A 13,565-nucleotide genomic window follows, 5' to 3' on the forward strand; every position below is an offset into this window, starting at 1 on the left:
CCTATTAGTCTAAAAAATTTAAAAATTTTAAACTCTGTCAAGTTTTTTTCTTGACACCTCTCAGAAATCTGCTATAATAGAACATGTGCTAAATAGCTTAGCTATTTCACCGAACTAAAAAATAAAAGAAAAGAGATATTAAAAATGGCAGTTAAAATCCGTTTGACTCGTATGGGTTCTAAGAAAAAACCTTTCTACCGTATTAACGTTGCAGATTCACGTTCACCACGTGATGGACGTTTCATCGAAACAGTTGGAACTTACAACCCACTTGTTGAAGAAAACCAAGTAACTTTGAAAGAAGACCGCGTTCTTGCATGGTTGGCTGATGGAGCTCAACCTTCAGATACAGTTCGCAACATCCTTTCAAAAGAAGGCGTATTGAAAAAATTCCACGATTCTAAATTCTCTAAATAAGTTTAAAGTAGGTTGACAGATGGATACGATTGAAAATCTCATTATTGCAATTGTGAAACCTTTGATTTCACAACCAGATGCCTTAACTATCAAGATTGAAGATACACCGGAATTTTTGGAATATCATTTGGATCTTGACCAGAGCGATGTGGGTCGTGTAATCGGTCGTAAGGGTCGCACTATCTCTGCGATAAGAACGATTGTCTACTCTGTCCCAACTGAAGACAAAAAAGTAAGAATCGTTATTGATGAAAAATAAGAAAAGCGGGACGAGGTCTCGCTTTTTTTGCAAGGAGAAGGATATGAAGGATTTAACAGTTAGACAACTAGAGGGATACTTACTTGACCATTATCAACAATCTAGAACAGAAGAAGGACTTTTTATAAAACTAGTTGAAGAAGTTGGAGAAGTCGCTGAGGTTTTAAATGGACGTTCAGGTAGAAAAGAGGGTGTCCAAGATTCAAACGAGGAATTGGCAAAGGAGTTGGCAGATATCATTCACTACACAGTGGCAATTGCAGCTATCAACGATATTGACCTAACGAAGACCATTTTTGAAAAAGATAAAAAGGCATCCATCAAGTATCAGCATAAACAAGATTTGGAAGGATTTTTGAAAGGAGATTTGAGAAATAATGGACACTGATTATTTTCTAAAAATAGATTGGGCAATGTATATTGATTGGTTATTGCGAATTGTACAGATTTTGACGTTTATCGGTGTAATTTTAAAAATTAGTTTCCAGAATAAAGCATATATCAATAATATTGAAATTCAGGCAATTAAACCAATCGAATTTGATTCCTTACATACAAGATTTCATCATATTTATGAGTTTAAACATGATGAAAATGATAAACATTATCACCATTTGATTTTTTATCCAAAGGAAGTTGATATTGAAATTGTAGAATTTTATTCTTTAGCCTATGATTCAAAAAGTAATCGATTAGTTGTTAACGATAAACTGCATACAGTTAAAAATTTAAAGAATTATACATGTCTATTGATTCATACAAATTTACCTGAGAATATACCTAGTTTAAGGATGAAATGGAAGACAAGTCAGGGTCAAATCGGGGAGTATACATTTTATAGTAATATGTATAACGGGAATATAAATATTTCTTCTTTCAAATATAAATTAACATTAAAGAGGAAACTACTAGCACTTTTGGGATTATAGCTGATTTTTCTCCAACTTGAGAAAATCCCTGTAACATGATAAAATAAAGGGAGAAATAGATACAGGAGATCAGATGAACTATTTTAACGTTGGAAAAATTGTCAATACTCAGGGCTTGCAGGGTGAGATGCGAGTCTTGTCAGTGACAGATTTTACTGAAGAACGCTTTAAAAAAGGGGCAGAACTTGCCTTATTTGATGAAAAAGATCAATTTGTGCGAACAGTGGTTATTGCTAGCCATCGTAAGCACAAAAACTTCGATATCATCAAGTTCAAGGATATGTACCATATCAATGACATTGAAAAATACAAGGGTTACAGTCTAAAGGTTGCTGAGGAGAATCTCAATGATCTTGATGATGGTGAGTTTTACTACCACGAGATTATCGGTTTAGAAGTCTATGAGGGAGATAACTTGATTGGAACCATCAAGGAAATCCTTCAACCAGGTGCCAATGATGTTTGGGTAGTTAAACGAAAAGGTAAACATGACTTACTCTTGCCTTATATCCCGCCGGTTGTACTGAATGTGGATATTCCAAATAATCGTGTGGATGTAGAACTCTTAGAAGGGTTAGACGATGAAGATTGATATTTTAACCCTCTTTCCTGAAATGTTCTCACCCTTAGAGCATTCTATCGTTGGAAAAGCACGTGAAAAAGGACTCTTAGATATCCAATATCATAATTTTCGTGAATATGCGGAGAAGGCGCGTCATGTAGATGATGAACCCTATGGTGGTGGTCAAGGAATGTTGCTCCGAGCACAACCCATCTTTGATGCCTTCGATGCCATTGAAAAAAAGAACCCGCGCGTGATTCTCTTAGACCCAGCTGGTAAGCAGTTTGACCAGGCCTATGCGGAAGATTTGGCTAAGGAAGAAGAACTCATTTTTATCTGTGGTCACTACGAAGGGTATGACGAACGAATTAAGACTCTGGTGACGGATGAGATCTCGTTAGGAGATTATGTCTTGACTGGTGGAGAACTAGCAGCAATGACTATGATTGATGCGACGGTTCGCTTGATTCCAGAAGTTATCGGAAAGGAAACTAGTCATCAAGATGACAGTTTCTCATCTGGACTCCTAGAATATCCTCAGTACACAAGACCTTATGATTTTCGTGGTATGGTAGTCCCAGATGTTCTCATGAGTGGCCACCATGAAAATATCCGTCAATGGCGTCTCTATGAGAGTCTGAAGAAAACCTACCAACGCAGACCTGATTTGCTGGAACATTATCAGTTGACAGCAGAAGAAGAGAAAATGTTAGCAAAAATAAAAGAAAATAACAATTAAAAGGAGAAAACTATGCAAGTAATTAAACGTGATGGACAAGTCGCTGATTTTGATCCAGATAAAATCTACCAAGCTATCCTCAAGGCAGCTCAAACAGTCTATGTATTGACGGACGATTTGCGCCAAAATCTAGCTCAAGTTACTAAAAAGGTTGTTTTGGATTTGGAAGAAGCAAAAGTAGAACGTGCAACTATCAGTATGATCCAATCAATGGTTGAGCACCGCTTACTAGGTGCAGGATATATCACTATTGCAGAACACTATATCTCTTACCGTTTGCAACGTGATTTGGAGAGAAGTGGTTACGGCGACCACATCGCTGTTCACCTTCATTTTGAACAAATTCGTTAATAGAAAAAGAGTGAGATGATAAAAGCATCTCACTCTTTCTTAAATCTTCTTTTTTGGGCCGTTTGGATAGTAGAGGGAACGAAAGTTACCCTTCGAATATCCGACACTCGAATAATACGGCTGACGTTTTTGGCGAAATTTTTAACAATAATTTGTTGGCGGTCAGTATCATACTTGATAATATCGCCTGTAAAACTCGTTTCCGCAAAGATGATATGTACAGCCTTTTTTTGGGCTAGGGCTTCTTCAAGTCTAGCAATTAGGGAATCGCTTTTTTCAGGAATGGAATCTTCATGTCCATTGACAAAATCATGGACTTTTTGCAAAGCCTGTTTTAATAAATCTTTCATTCCGGCCTCCCTTCTTTACATCATTATATAAAAATTTTATGAAATCTACAAGATTTTTCGAATAATCAATTGAGAACAAAAAGGAGAAGAACATGGCAGAATTTACATTTGAAATCGAAGAACACTTACTTACTCTATCTGAAAATGAAAAAGGATGGACCAAAGAAATCAATCGTGTCAGCTTTAATGGTGCACCGGCGAAGTTTGACATTCGTAGCTGGAGTCCTGACCACACCAAGATGGGGAAAGGAATCACCCTCTCAAACGAAGAGTTTCAAGTCATGGTGGATGCTTTTAAGAATCAATAAACTTTCATCTAAGATTAATTAAAAAGAGGCTAGGGAAATTCCCGGCCTTTTTTATTTGCTTGAAAAATAAGCTTGTGTACGGAGACGTTGGAGTAGTGGTCGGCTGATGAAGCTAATGGCTACAATTTTGGCAAGATCAGGTATGATAAAGGGAATAACACCTACAGCCAGTGCTTTATCAAAAGGCATTCCAGCTAAGAAGTGGAGACTGAGAATACCACCGACAAAAACAAGTGAATCTCCCAAGAGATTTGCAAAGAAAATACGTAGGACTCCACTATTGGTATGAATGAGATAGGAAGCAAGCCCTGCATAGACAAGGTCGAACCAAAGATAACCAGCGCTTGGTCCAACTAAAACATGAAATCCAGCTCCACCGTTAGCAAAGACCGGAAGGCCAATTGCTCCAAGTAAGAGATAGAGTCCGACAGAGAGAACAGCTTCCCTTGGTCTAAATACAGTAGCGATGAGTCCAATAGCAAAGTTTTGCAGAGTGAAAGGAACTGGACCAATGGGAATACTAATCTGGGCTAATACTGCAATAAGAGCAGCCCCGATAGCTGGGATAGCGTAAATGTGTGCTTTTTTCAAAATAGTTAACCTCTTCTATAAATTATAGTAACTATTATACCGGATGATATATAAATGTCAACTTATTTTAAAATAAAAGGTTACAAATCTGTAACGGCCGATTTAAAGTAAAAAAGAGACCAAGGGGTCTCTCTTTTCTTTTAACGCATGGTTACAAATTCTTCTGAGCCAGTTGGGTGGATAGCGACAGTAGCATCAAAGTCAGCTTTTGTAGCTCCCATCTTGATAGCAACTGCGAAACCTTGAATCATTTCGTCAACTCCGTAGCCAATTCCATGAAGTCCTACTACCTTTTCGTCTGCACCAGCTGTTACGAGCTTGAAGCGAGCTTCTTGACGGTGACTAGTAACGGCAGAATACATAGATGCAAATTTTGAAGTATAGACTTTAACGTTTTCTTGGCCGTACTCTTTGATAGCTTCTTCCTCAGTCAGACCGACTGTTCCGATTGCTGGGTGTGAGAAAACTACAGTTGGAATAGTCGTGTAGTCCATTTTAGCATTGGTTTTACCGTTGAAAAGTCTCTCGGATAGGGTACGACCAGCCTTGATAGCGACAGGAGTTAGTTCCTTTTCACCTGTGACATCTCCAAGAGCGTAGATTCCGTCAACGACTGTGTTCTGGTATTCATCAACCTGGATAAAGCCGCGTTCATTGAGGGTGACACCAGCTTTTTCGAGTTGAAGTCCTTTAACATTTGGACGACGACCAGTTGCCCAGATAACTTGACTGGCAGTATGAGTGCTGCCATCTTCGAAATGAATGGTAATACCTTCTTCGGTTTCTTCAAGTTTAGCAGGAACCTTATGGGTGTGGAGGTTTAGTCCTGTATTTTCCATTTCTTGAACTAGACTCTCAACGATATAGCTATCAAATCCACGTAGAGGACGTTCACGGCGTACGAAAAGATCAGTCTTTACACCAAGTGTATGGAGTACACCAGCTAATTCTACAGCAATGTAACCAGCACCTAGAATAGCTACCGATTCAGGCAACTCTTCCCAGGCGAAGACATCATCTGAGCTACCACCTAGTTCAGCACCAGGAATAGCAGGAATATGAGGATGAGCTCCAGTCGCAATCACAATATGCTTAGCGTGGATCAACTCACCATTAACGCTGACAGTATGAGGATCAATGAACTCGGCACGTCCTTCAATCAAATCAACTCCGTTGCGCTTGAAGCTTCCATCGTAAGAAGAACGAGCACGGTCAATATAGGCTTCACGATTCTTACGAAGAGTTGCATAATCAAATTCGTTCCCAGTATTTGTGAATCCATAGTCAGGTCCATATTTGTGGATACTCTCTGCAATTTGGGCTCCATACCACATGATTTTTTTAGGGACACAGCCCTGGTTGACACAAGTTCCACCTAATTTCTTTTCCTCAATAACTGCCGCCTTAGCACCATGTTCACCAGCACGATTCATGGTAGCAATTCCCCCGCTACCTCCTCCGATGGCGATAATATCATATTCTCTCATAAGAAAGCTCCTTTAGTTGTTTTCTAGTCATATTCTATCTTTTTTTGAAAGTCAATGCAAAAATCTGCTACGCTTAAATTTCTTAAGAAAATGCTTGCAAAAATAAAAAAGAAGTTGTATTATATAACTAACACAACAATAAAAGATTTGGCAATTATTTTTGGATGGTCAGAAAGCAATTGTCCATTTTTATGACTTGTGCTATAATCTTAATATATGTTTATAAAAGAGGTATGATATGAAAAAGAAGTCAAAAGCTAAAAAATGGCCCCTATTTACAGCTATCGGAGTTACGTCAGTTCTTGTAGTAGGAGCAGCTGCTGTCCTTCTATTGAGACAACCAAATCAAGCTGCAACACAAGATGAAACTGCAAAAATCGTTCTTGCCAAAGAGGGATCAGTGGCTTCATCGGTTCTCTTATCTGGTACCGTAACAGCTCAAAATGAGCAATATGTTTATTATGACGCTAGTAAAGGTGACTTGGATGAGGTTTCGGTCTCTGTAGGAGATAAGGTAAGTGAAGGCCAAGCACTTGTTAAGTATAGTAGTACTGAAGCTCAGGCTGCCTATGATGCTGCCAGTCGTGCAGTTGCGAAAGCTGACCGTCATATCAATGAATTGAATGAGGCTCGAAATACTGCTGCAGCAACACCTGTGCTCCCTCAAGCTGGGATTGAAGGCGCTACGGACCAAACCCAAGCACAATCTTCTACATCAGCTACAGCTTCTATCGATTCACAAATCAGTGATGCGCGTGATGTTCGTGCAGATGCAGCAGCGCAACTTGAAAAAGCCCAGGCACAGTTGGATGCCGCTACAGTTTTGAGTATAGTAGAAGGTACAGTTGTCGAAGTCAATCGCAATGTTTCAAAATCTCCAACAGGAAATAGCCAAGTATTGGTACATATCGTTAGTAACGACAACTTGCAGGTCAAGGGAGAACTTTCTGAGTACAACCTTGCTAATCTATCTGTAGGCCAAGAAGTTACCTTTACTTCTAAGGTTTATCCAGATAAAACTTGGAATGGTAAGATTAGCTATATTTCAAATTATCCAAAGAACAGTAGCGAAGCAAGTAGTAGCTTAGCTGGTTCAAACACAGGTTCTAAATACCCATATACGGTCGATGTAACTAGTGAAATTGGCGATTTGAAACAAGGTTTTTCTGTCAGTGTCGAAGTGAAAAGTATGAGTAAAGCATTGCTTGTTCCTATTACAAGTATCGTCATGGAAGAAGATAAAAACTATGTTTGGATTCTTGATGAAAATCAAAAGGCCAAAAAGGTTGAAGTTGGATTGGGCAATGCAGATGCAGAAAACCAAGAAATCACATCTGGTCTGACAGATGGAGCAAAAGTCATCAGTAATCCGACAGCTTCCTTGCAAGAAGGAAAAGAGGTGAAGACTGATGAAGCAACTAATTAGCCTCAAAAATATCTGCCGTAGTTATCGAAATGGTGATCAAGAGCTTCAAGTTCTCAAAAACATTAACCTTGAAGTTCACGAGGGAGAATTCGTGGCTATCATGGGACCATCTGGTTCTGGTAAGTCCACCCTCATGAATACCATTGGAATGTTGGATACCCCTACAAGTGGTCAGTATTTTCTAGATGGAAAAGAAGTAGCTGGTTTGGGTGAGAAACAATTAGCCAAGGTACGAAATCAAGAAATTGGCTTTGTCTTTCAGCAATTCTTTCTCTTGTCCAAAATGAATGCTCTCCAGAATGTCGAACTTCCCTTGATTTATGCGGGAGTTTCAGCTTCAAAACGTCGCAAATTAGCAGAAGAGTATCTGGAAAAGGTTGAACTGACTGAACGTAGCCATCATTTACCTTCGGAGTTGTCTGGGGGGCAGAAACAAAGGGTGGCCATAGCGCGTGCACTCGTTAACAATCCTTCTATCATCTTGGCAGATGAACCTACTGGAGCCTTGGATACCAAAACAGGAAATCAGATCATGCAACTCTTGGTTGAATTGAACAAAGAAGGAAAAACCATCATTATGGTAACGCATGAGCCTGAAATTGCCGCCTATGCGAAGCGTCAAATCGTCATCCGAGATGGTGTCATTTCGTCTGACAGTGCCCAAGTAGAAAAGGAGGAAAACTAAGATGCAGAATCTGAAATTTGCCTTTTCATCTATAATGGCTCACAAGATGCGCTCCTTCTTGACCATGATTGGTATTATCATCGGTGTTTCCTCAGTTGTCGTAATCATGGCCTTGGGTGACTCTATGTCTCGTCAGGTCAATAAAAACATGACCAAGTCCCAGAAAGACATTCATGTCTTTTTCTCACCTACTAAGAGTAAGGACGGTTCCTTTACACAAAGACAATCTGCACTGACCTTGTCTGGCGGTCAAGAAGAAGTTTTTGTTGAACCACCAAAACCTCAAGAAGCTTGGGTTAAGGAAGCTGCAAAGCTTAAGGGAGTAGATAGTTATTACGTAACCAACTCAGCCAATGTGACCTTGACTTATAAGGATAAAAAGGTCGAACACGCTAACATGACAGGTGGGAATGTCACCTATATGGATGCGGTCGAAAATGAAATCATTGCAGGTCGTGGACTTAAAGCACAAGATTATAAAGATTTTGCAAGTGTAATCATTTTAGATGAAGAACTTGCCAATAGCCTTTTTGGTTCAGCAAAAGAAGCCCTCAACCAAATTGTTGAAGTAAATGAAATCAGTTACCGTGTTATTGGTGTTTATGCAAGTAAAGAAGCTAAGGCTGCGAAAACATTTGGAGTCGGAGGACTACCAATTACGACCAATATTTCCTTAGCAGCTAATTTTAACACAGACGAGATTTCAAATATTGTCTTCCGTGTCAATGATACTAGCTTGACTCAGACTTTGGGTCCAGAGTTGGCAAGAAGAATGACAGAGATTGCGGGGCTTCAACAAGGGGAATATCAAGTTGCAGATGCGTCTGCTGCCTTCCAAGAAGTACAACAACTCTTCGGCTTTATAACAACGATAATTAGTGCTATTGCTGGGATTTCTCTCTTTGTCGGTGGTACTGGTGTTATGAATATCATGCTTGTTTCGGTGACAGAGCGTACCCGTGAGATTGGTCTACGCAAAGCACTAGGAGCCACACGTGGTAATATTCTAGTTCAGTTCTTGATTGAATCCATGATTTTGACCTTGTTAGGTGGTATCATCGGCCTTGTACTTGCTGCAGGGGTGACCATGCTTGCAGGCGTATTACTTCAAAACATGATTGCAGGAATCGAAGTTGGTGTATCCATCCCAATCGCTCTCTTTAGTCTAGCGGTCTCAGCTAGTATCGGTATGATATTCGGCGTTCTACCAGCCAATAAAGCCTCTAAGCTCGATCCAATCGAAGCTCTTCGCTATGAATAATTTAAAAGATAAAAAACGAGATGGACATTTGTCTGTCTTGTTTTTGTATGGATTTCTCTATCGAAAATCACTAAAAATGTGGTATAATGAAGTGTTAGAAAAACAGGTTTCATTAGCCTGGAAAGGAAATATTATGTCTGAAAAGAATTTTTATATTACAACACCGATTTACTATCCATCTGGTAAACTTCATATCGGTTCTGCCTACACAACTATCGCATGTGATGTCTTAGCACGTTACAAACGCCTGATGGGCTACGATGTCTTTTATCTGACTGGTCTTGATGAGCATGGTCAAAAGATTCAACAAAAAGCAGAAGAAGCTGGCATCACGCCTCAAGCCTATGTTGACGGAATGGCAGTTGGTGTTAAAGAACTCTGGCAATTACTGGATATCTCATATGATAAATTTATCCGTACAACTGATGACTACCATGAAAAAGTGGTAGCGCAAGTTTTTGAACGCTTGCTTGCTCAAGATGACATCTACCTAGGTGAATATTCTGGCTGGTATTCAGTATCCGATGAGGAATTCTTTACAGAAAGCCAGCTTGCGGAAGTTTTCCGTGACGAAGCTGGAAATGTGACGGGTGGTATCGCTCCATCAGGTCACGAGGTTGAATGGGTTTCAGAAGAGTCATACTTCCTTCGCCTCAGCAAATACCAAGACCGCTTGGTCGAATTTTTCAAATCACATCCTGACTTCATCACTCCAGATGGTCGCCTTAATGAAATGTTGCGTAACTTCATTGAGCCAGGTTTGGAAGACTTAGCAGTATCTCGTACAACCTTTACCTGGGGTGTACCAGTCCCATCAAATCCAAAACACGTTGTCTATGTATGGATCGATGCCCTTCTTAACTATGTGACTGCTCTTGGTTATGGTCAAGATGAACACGGTAACTTTGATAAGTTCTGGAATGGAACAGTCTTCCAAATGGTTGGGAAAGACATCCTTCGTTTCCACTCCATCTACTGGCCAATCCTTCTTATGATGTTGGATGTTAAATTACCTGACCGCTTGATTGCTCATGGTTGGTTTGTCATGAAAGACGGCAAGATGTCTAAGTCTAAAGGGAATGTCGTTTATCCTGAAATGTTGGTAGAGCGCTATGGCCTCGATCCACTTCGTTACTACCTCATGCGTAGCCTTCCAGTCGGTTCAGATGGCACCTTCACTCCAGAGGACTATGTAGGGCGCATCAACTATGAATTGGCAAACGACCTTGGAAACCTCCTCAACCGTACGGTTTCAATGATTAACAAGTACTTTGATGGTCAAATCCCTGTCTATGTAGAAGGTGTAACAGACTTTGACAATGAACTTGCTCAAGTGGCAGAACAATCAATCGCTGACTACAATACCTACATGGAAGCAGTTGACTATCCACGTGCACTTGAAGCAGTCTGGACTCTTATCTCACGTACCAATAAATACATCGATGAGACAGCTCCATGGGTACTGGCTAAGGACGAAGCGCAACGTGACCAATTGGCAAGTGTGATGAGCCACTTGGCAGCTAGCCTTCGTGTCGTAGCTCACTTGATTGATCCATTTATGATGGAGACCAGTCGTGCAGTCTTGACACAACTTGGTCTAGCAGAAGTTTCTAGCCTTGAAAACTTGAGCCTGGCTGATTTCCCTGCAGGTGTAACAGTAGTTGCTAAGGGAACACCAATCTTCCCACGTCTGGATATGGAAGAAGAAATCGCCTATATCAAGGAACAAATGGAAGGCAACAAGCCTGCCGTCGAAAAAGAGTGGAACCCAGACGAAGTTGAACTCAAACTTAACAAGGAAGAAATTAAGTTTGAAGACTTTGACAAGGTTGAAATACGTGTCGCTGAAGTAAAAGAAGTGTCTAAAGTGGAAGGTTCTGATAAGTTGCTTCAATTCCGGTTGGATGCTGGTGATGGTGAAGACCGTCAAATCCTTTCTGGTATTGCAAAATACTATCCAAACGAACAAGAATTGGTCGGCAAGAAAGTCCAAATCGTTGCCAACCTCAAACCACGTAAGATGATGAAAAAATATGTCAGCCAAGGGATGATTCTCTCAGCTGAACATGATGGCAAATTAACCCTTCTCACAGTTGATCCAGCTGTACCAAACGGAAGTGTGATTGGCTAAGATTTAAAAAGAACCAGTTTAAACTGGTTCTTTTCTTTTGTAATGTAGTAGTTGATAAAAGTGCCATTCTACTTTATAATGAATGAAAACGGAGGAAATTGCCATGAAATACATTCCATTTAGTCAAGAGAAAAGAGAATTGTCCGAAATCGTTCTAGGCATGATGCGAATCAGTGACAAGTCGGTTAAAGAGGTTGAGGACTTGGTTGAAACAGCCCTATCTGTAGGAATCAATGCCTTTGACTTGGCAGATATCTATGGTGGAGGTCGTTGCGAAGAATTACTGGGTCAAGTGTTAAACAATCGTCCTGACCTTCGTGAAAAGATGTGGATCCAGTCCAAGTGTGGCATTCGCATAGAAGAATTTACCTATTTTGATTTTTCAAAAGATTATATTTTAGAATCAGTAGACGGGATTCTAAAAAGATTGCAGGTTGATTATCTAGATAGCTTGCTTCTCCATCGTCCAGACGCTTTGATGGAAGCTGATCAAGTTGCTCAAGCCTTTGAAATTCTACACACATCAGGTAAAGTTCGAGACTTCGGTGTGTCCAATCAAAATCCTATGATGATGGAATTACTGAAGAAAGAGGTCAAACAACCTTTATCTATCAATCAATTACAACTAAGCGCAGCTTTCACGCCAGGATTTGCATCAGGTTTCCATGTCAATATGGAAGGTGATAAGGCAGCTTTGCGTGATGGTAGCATCTTTGAATACTGCAAATTAAACGACATGGTTATTCAGGCCTGGTCAGTCTTGCAGTTCGGATATTTCAAAGGGAATTTTGTCGGCAATGAGAAGTTCCAACAACTAAACCAAGTCCTAAATCGATTAGCCTTAAAATACGGTGTGAGCCCTTCAGCTATTGCTATCGCTTGGGTGTTACGCTATCCAGCTAAGATGCAAGCAGTAGTAGGAACAACTAACCCTAAACATTTGATAGAAGCCAGCCAAGCAAGTCATGTCAACCTGACTCGAAAGGAATGGTATGAGATTTACCTCGCAGCAGGGAATGATTTGCCATAGGAAAAAATGCATTTTAAGAAATCACAGTCAAAAAGCCGTTGGAAAACGGTTTTTTGTTATAATGAAATTAAGATTTATAGATAACAAAGGAGAAAAACATGACATTCGAAGAAATCCTGCCTGGACTAAAGGCAAAAAAGAAATATGTGCGTACTGGCTGGGGAGGAGCTGAAAACTATGTCCAGCTTTTTGATACCATCGAGCAAAATGGAGTGGCTCTGGAAGTGACACCTTATTTCCTCATTAACGTGTCTGGTGAAGGCGAAGGCTTTTCCATGTGGAGTCCAACTCCTTGTGATGTCTTAGCGACAGACTGGGTGGAAGTACATGACTAAACGTGTACTGATTACAGGTGTGAGCTCAGGGATTGGTCTGGCTCAAGCTCGACTCTTTTTAGAAAAAGGTTATCAGGTTTTTGGAGTGGATCAGGGTGAAAATCCTGCCTTACAAGGTGACTTTCGCTTTCTACAACGTGATTTAACACTTGACTTAGAACCAATTTTTGACTGGTGCCCTCAGGTAGATGTCTTGTGCAATACAGCGGGAGTATTGGATGATTACAAACCGCTTCTTGAGCAAAGCGCTCAGGAGATTCAGGAAATCTTTGAGATCAACTATGTGACTCCGGTAGAGCTGACACGGCATTATCTGACTAAAATGTTGGAGAAGAAGCGAGGGATCATCATCAATATGTGTTCCATTGCTTCAAGTCTAGCAGGCGGAGGTGGGCACGCCTATACCTCTTCTAAACATGCCTTAGCAGGATTTACCAAGCAATTAGCTTTAGACTATGCTGAAGCTGGTATTCAGGTTTTTGGCATTGCTCCTGGTGCAGTTAAGACTGGTATGACAGCAGCTGACTTTGAGCTAGGTGGACTAGCTGACTGGGTAGCCAGTGAAACACCTATCAAACGCTGGATTGAGCCAGAGGAAGTGGCAGAAGTCAGCCTCTTTTTAGCAAGCGGAAAGGCAAGCGCCATGCAGGGACAGATTCTGACTATTGATGGTGGTTGGTCTTTGAAGTAATATAGTTGATACT

18 protein-coding genes are annotated in these 13,565 nt (G+C 40.4%); 15 read left to right on the forward strand and 3 right to left on the reverse strand.

Features of this window, described 5'->3' with window-relative positions; translation table 11 throughout:
- Nucleotides 1-144 precede the first annotated feature (144 nt).
- From rpsP to I1J71_RS00035, 7 genes are all read left to right on the forward strand, one after another.
- Nucleotides 145-417 carry a 30S ribosomal protein S16 gene (gene rpsP, locus I1J71_RS00005; protein WP_070460902.1) on the forward strand — a complete coding sequence of 91 codons (273 nt, stop codon included), beginning with the start codon at nucleotides 145-147 and terminating at the stop codon, nucleotides 415-417.
- A gap of 19 nt (nucleotides 418-436) precedes the next feature.
- Nucleotides 437-676: an RNA-binding protein KphA gene (gene kphA / locus I1J71_RS00010; protein ID WP_000379617.1), complete on the forward strand. Its 240-nt coding sequence runs from the start codon at nucleotides 437-439 to the stop codon at nucleotides 674-676.
- Between the two features lie 43 nt (nucleotides 677-719).
- Nucleotides 720-1,064, forward strand: coding sequence for a MazG nucleotide pyrophosphohydrolase domain-containing protein (locus tag I1J71_RS00015; RefSeq protein WP_195183272.1), 345 nt, complete (start codon nucleotides 720-722; stop codon nucleotides 1,062-1,064).
- Entirely contained in the window at nucleotides 1,054-1,605 is a 552-nt protein-coding gene (locus I1J71_RS00020; protein ID WP_195183273.1) for a hypothetical protein, read from the forward strand. The genes I1J71_RS00015 and I1J71_RS00020 overlap by 11 nt, the downstream gene beginning before the upstream one ends.
- 73 nt (nucleotides 1,606-1,678) lie before the next feature.
- Nucleotides 1,679-2,197: a ribosome maturation factor RimM gene (gene rimM, locus I1J71_RS00025; protein WP_195183274.1), complete on the forward strand. Its 519-nt coding sequence runs from the start codon at nucleotides 1,679-1,681 to the stop codon at nucleotides 2,195-2,197.
- Complete coding sequence (gene trmD / locus I1J71_RS00030) at nucleotides 2,187-2,906, forward strand: tRNA (guanosine(37)-N1)-methyltransferase TrmD (protein ID WP_195183275.1); 720 nt, start codon at nucleotides 2,187-2,189, stop codon at nucleotides 2,904-2,906. The genes rimM and trmD overlap by 11 nt, the downstream gene beginning before the upstream one ends.
- Before the next feature lie 12 nt (nucleotides 2,907-2,918).
- Nucleotides 2,919-3,257 (forward strand): ATP cone domain-containing protein, encoded by a 339-nt coding sequence (locus I1J71_RS00035; RefSeq protein ID WP_004253071.1) that lies wholly within the window; start codon nucleotides 2,919-2,921, stop codon nucleotides 3,255-3,257.
- 29 nt (nucleotides 3,258-3,286) lie between these two features.
- Here the strand turns inward: I1J71_RS00035 and I1J71_RS00040 are convergent, their stop codons facing one another.
- Entirely contained in the window at nucleotides 3,287-3,607 is a 321-nt protein-coding gene (locus I1J71_RS00040; RefSeq protein ID WP_006153680.1) for a hypothetical protein, read from the reverse strand.
- A gap of 92 nt (nucleotides 3,608-3,699) precedes the next feature.
- Between I1J71_RS00040 and I1J71_RS00045 the strand changes: the two genes are divergently transcribed.
- Nucleotides 3,700-3,915 (forward strand): YdbC family protein, encoded by a 216-nt coding sequence (locus tag I1J71_RS00045; protein ID WP_006145796.1) that lies wholly within the window; start codon nucleotides 3,700-3,702, stop codon nucleotides 3,913-3,915.
- A 51-nt stretch (nucleotides 3,916-3,966) separates the two neighbouring features.
- On the opposite strand, the gene I1J71_RS00050 is transcribed toward I1J71_RS00045, so the two are convergent.
- A complete protein-coding gene (locus tag I1J71_RS00050) occupies nucleotides 3,967-4,506 on the reverse strand; it encodes a biotin transporter BioY (RefSeq protein ID WP_195183276.1) in 540 nt (179 codons plus the stop codon).
- Nucleotides 4,507-4,646: 140 nt separating this feature from the next.
- Nucleotides 4,647-5,993 (reverse strand): glutathione-disulfide reductase, encoded by a 1,347-nt coding sequence (gene gor, locus I1J71_RS00055; protein WP_195183277.1) that lies wholly within the window; start codon nucleotides 5,991-5,993, stop codon nucleotides 4,647-4,649.
- A 238-nt stretch (nucleotides 5,994-6,231) separates the two neighbouring features.
- Here gor and I1J71_RS00060 point away from each other — a divergent pair, with 238 nt between their 5' ends.
- The 7 genes from I1J71_RS00060 to I1J71_RS00090 all read left to right on the forward strand — a co-directional run bounded on the left by I1J71_RS00060 (nucleotide 6,232) and on the right by I1J71_RS00090 (nucleotide 13,552).
- A complete protein-coding gene (locus I1J71_RS00060) occupies nucleotides 6,232-7,419 on the forward strand; it encodes an efflux RND transporter periplasmic adaptor subunit (RefSeq protein WP_195183278.1) in 1,188 nt (395 codons plus the stop codon).
- The gene (locus I1J71_RS00065) at nucleotides 7,403-8,104 is read left to right on the forward strand and encodes an ABC transporter ATP-binding protein (protein WP_016465646.1); all 702 of its coding nucleotides are present in this window, start codon (nucleotides 7,403-7,405) and stop codon (nucleotides 8,102-8,104) included. Before I1J71_RS00060 ends, I1J71_RS00065 begins: the two co-directional genes overlap by 17 nt.
- A gap of 1 nt (nucleotide 8,105) precedes the next feature.
- Entirely contained in the window at nucleotides 8,106-9,365 is a 1,260-nt protein-coding gene (locus tag I1J71_RS00070; RefSeq protein WP_195183279.1) for an ABC transporter permease, read from the forward strand.
- Nucleotides 9,366-9,498: 133 nt separating this feature from the next.
- Complete coding sequence (metG, locus tag I1J71_RS00075; protein WP_195183379.1) at nucleotides 9,499-11,496, forward strand: methionine--tRNA ligase; 1,998 nt, start codon at nucleotides 9,499-9,501, stop codon at nucleotides 11,494-11,496.
- Between the two features lie 103 nt (nucleotides 11,497-11,599).
- Complete coding sequence (locus I1J71_RS00080) at nucleotides 11,600-12,526, forward strand: aldo/keto reductase (protein ID WP_195183280.1); 927 nt, start codon at nucleotides 11,600-11,602, stop codon at nucleotides 12,524-12,526.
- Nucleotides 12,527-12,624: 98 nt separating this feature from the next.
- On the forward strand, nucleotides 12,625-12,861 hold the full coding sequence (locus tag I1J71_RS00085) for a DUF2829 domain-containing protein (protein ID WP_000141913.1): 237 nt from the start codon (nucleotides 12,625-12,627) through the stop codon (nucleotides 12,859-12,861).
- Nucleotides 12,854-13,552 carry a 3-oxoacyl-ACP reductase gene (locus tag I1J71_RS00090; protein WP_195183281.1) on the forward strand — a complete coding sequence of 233 codons (699 nt, stop codon included), beginning with the start codon at nucleotides 12,854-12,856 and terminating at the stop codon, nucleotides 13,550-13,552. Before I1J71_RS00085 ends, I1J71_RS00090 begins: the two co-directional genes overlap by 8 nt.
- The last annotated feature ends 13 nt before the right edge of the window (nucleotides 13,553-13,565 follow it).

Origin of the sequence: Streptococcus infantis, from assembly GCF_015546995.1 — a bacterium.
Classification (GTDB): Bacteria; Bacillota; Bacilli; order Lactobacillales; family Streptococcaceae; genus Streptococcus; species Streptococcus infantis_J.

Coding starts and splice junctions, on each gene's coding strand:
- rpsP (WP_070460902.1), top strand. CDS start 145: ATGGCAGTTAAAATCCGTTTGACTCGTATGGGTTCTAAGAAAAAACCT.
- kphA (WP_000379617.1), top strand. CDS start 437: ATGGATACGATTGAAAATCTCATTATTGCAATTGTGAAACCTTTGATT.
- I1J71_RS00015 (WP_195183272.1), top strand. CDS start 720: ATGAAGGATTTAACAGTTAGACAACTAGAGGGATACTTACTTGACCAT.
- I1J71_RS00020 (WP_195183273.1), top strand. CDS start 1,054: ATGGACACTGATTATTTTCTAAAAATAGATTGGGCAATGTATATTGAT.
- rimM (WP_195183274.1), top strand. CDS start 1,679: ATGAACTATTTTAACGTTGGAAAAATTGTCAATACTCAGGGCTTGCAG.
- trmD (WP_195183275.1), top strand. CDS start 2,187: ATGAAGATTGATATTTTAACCCTCTTTCCTGAAATGTTCTCACCCTTA.
- I1J71_RS00035 (WP_004253071.1), top strand. CDS start 2,919: ATGCAAGTAATTAAACGTGATGGACAAGTCGCTGATTTTGATCCAGAT.
- I1J71_RS00040 (WP_006153680.1), bottom strand. CDS start 3,607: ATGAAAGATTTATTAAAACAGGCTTTGCAAAAAGTCCATGATTTTGTC.
- I1J71_RS00045 (WP_006145796.1), top strand. CDS start 3,700: ATGGCAGAATTTACATTTGAAATCGAAGAACACTTACTTACTCTATCT.
- gor (WP_195183277.1), bottom strand. CDS start 5,993: ATGAGAGAATATGATATTATCGCCATCGGAGGAGGTAGCGGGGGAATT.
- I1J71_RS00060 (WP_195183278.1), top strand. CDS start 6,232: ATGAAAAAGAAGTCAAAAGCTAAAAAATGGCCCCTATTTACAGCTATC.
- I1J71_RS00065 (WP_016465646.1), top strand. CDS start 7,403: ATGAAGCAACTAATTAGCCTCAAAAATATCTGCCGTAGTTATCGAAAT.
- I1J71_RS00070 (WP_195183279.1), top strand. CDS start 8,106: ATGCAGAATCTGAAATTTGCCTTTTCATCTATAATGGCTCACAAGATG.
- metG (WP_195183379.1), top strand. CDS start 9,499: ATGTCTGAAAAGAATTTTTATATTACAACACCGATTTACTATCCATCT.
- I1J71_RS00080 (WP_195183280.1), top strand. CDS start 11,600: ATGAAATACATTCCATTTAGTCAAGAGAAAAGAGAATTGTCCGAAATC.
- I1J71_RS00085 (WP_000141913.1), top strand. CDS start 12,625: ATGACATTCGAAGAAATCCTGCCTGGACTAAAGGCAAAAAAGAAATAT.
- I1J71_RS00090 (WP_195183281.1), top strand. CDS start 12,854: ATGACTAAACGTGTACTGATTACAGGTGTGAGCTCAGGGATTGGTCTG.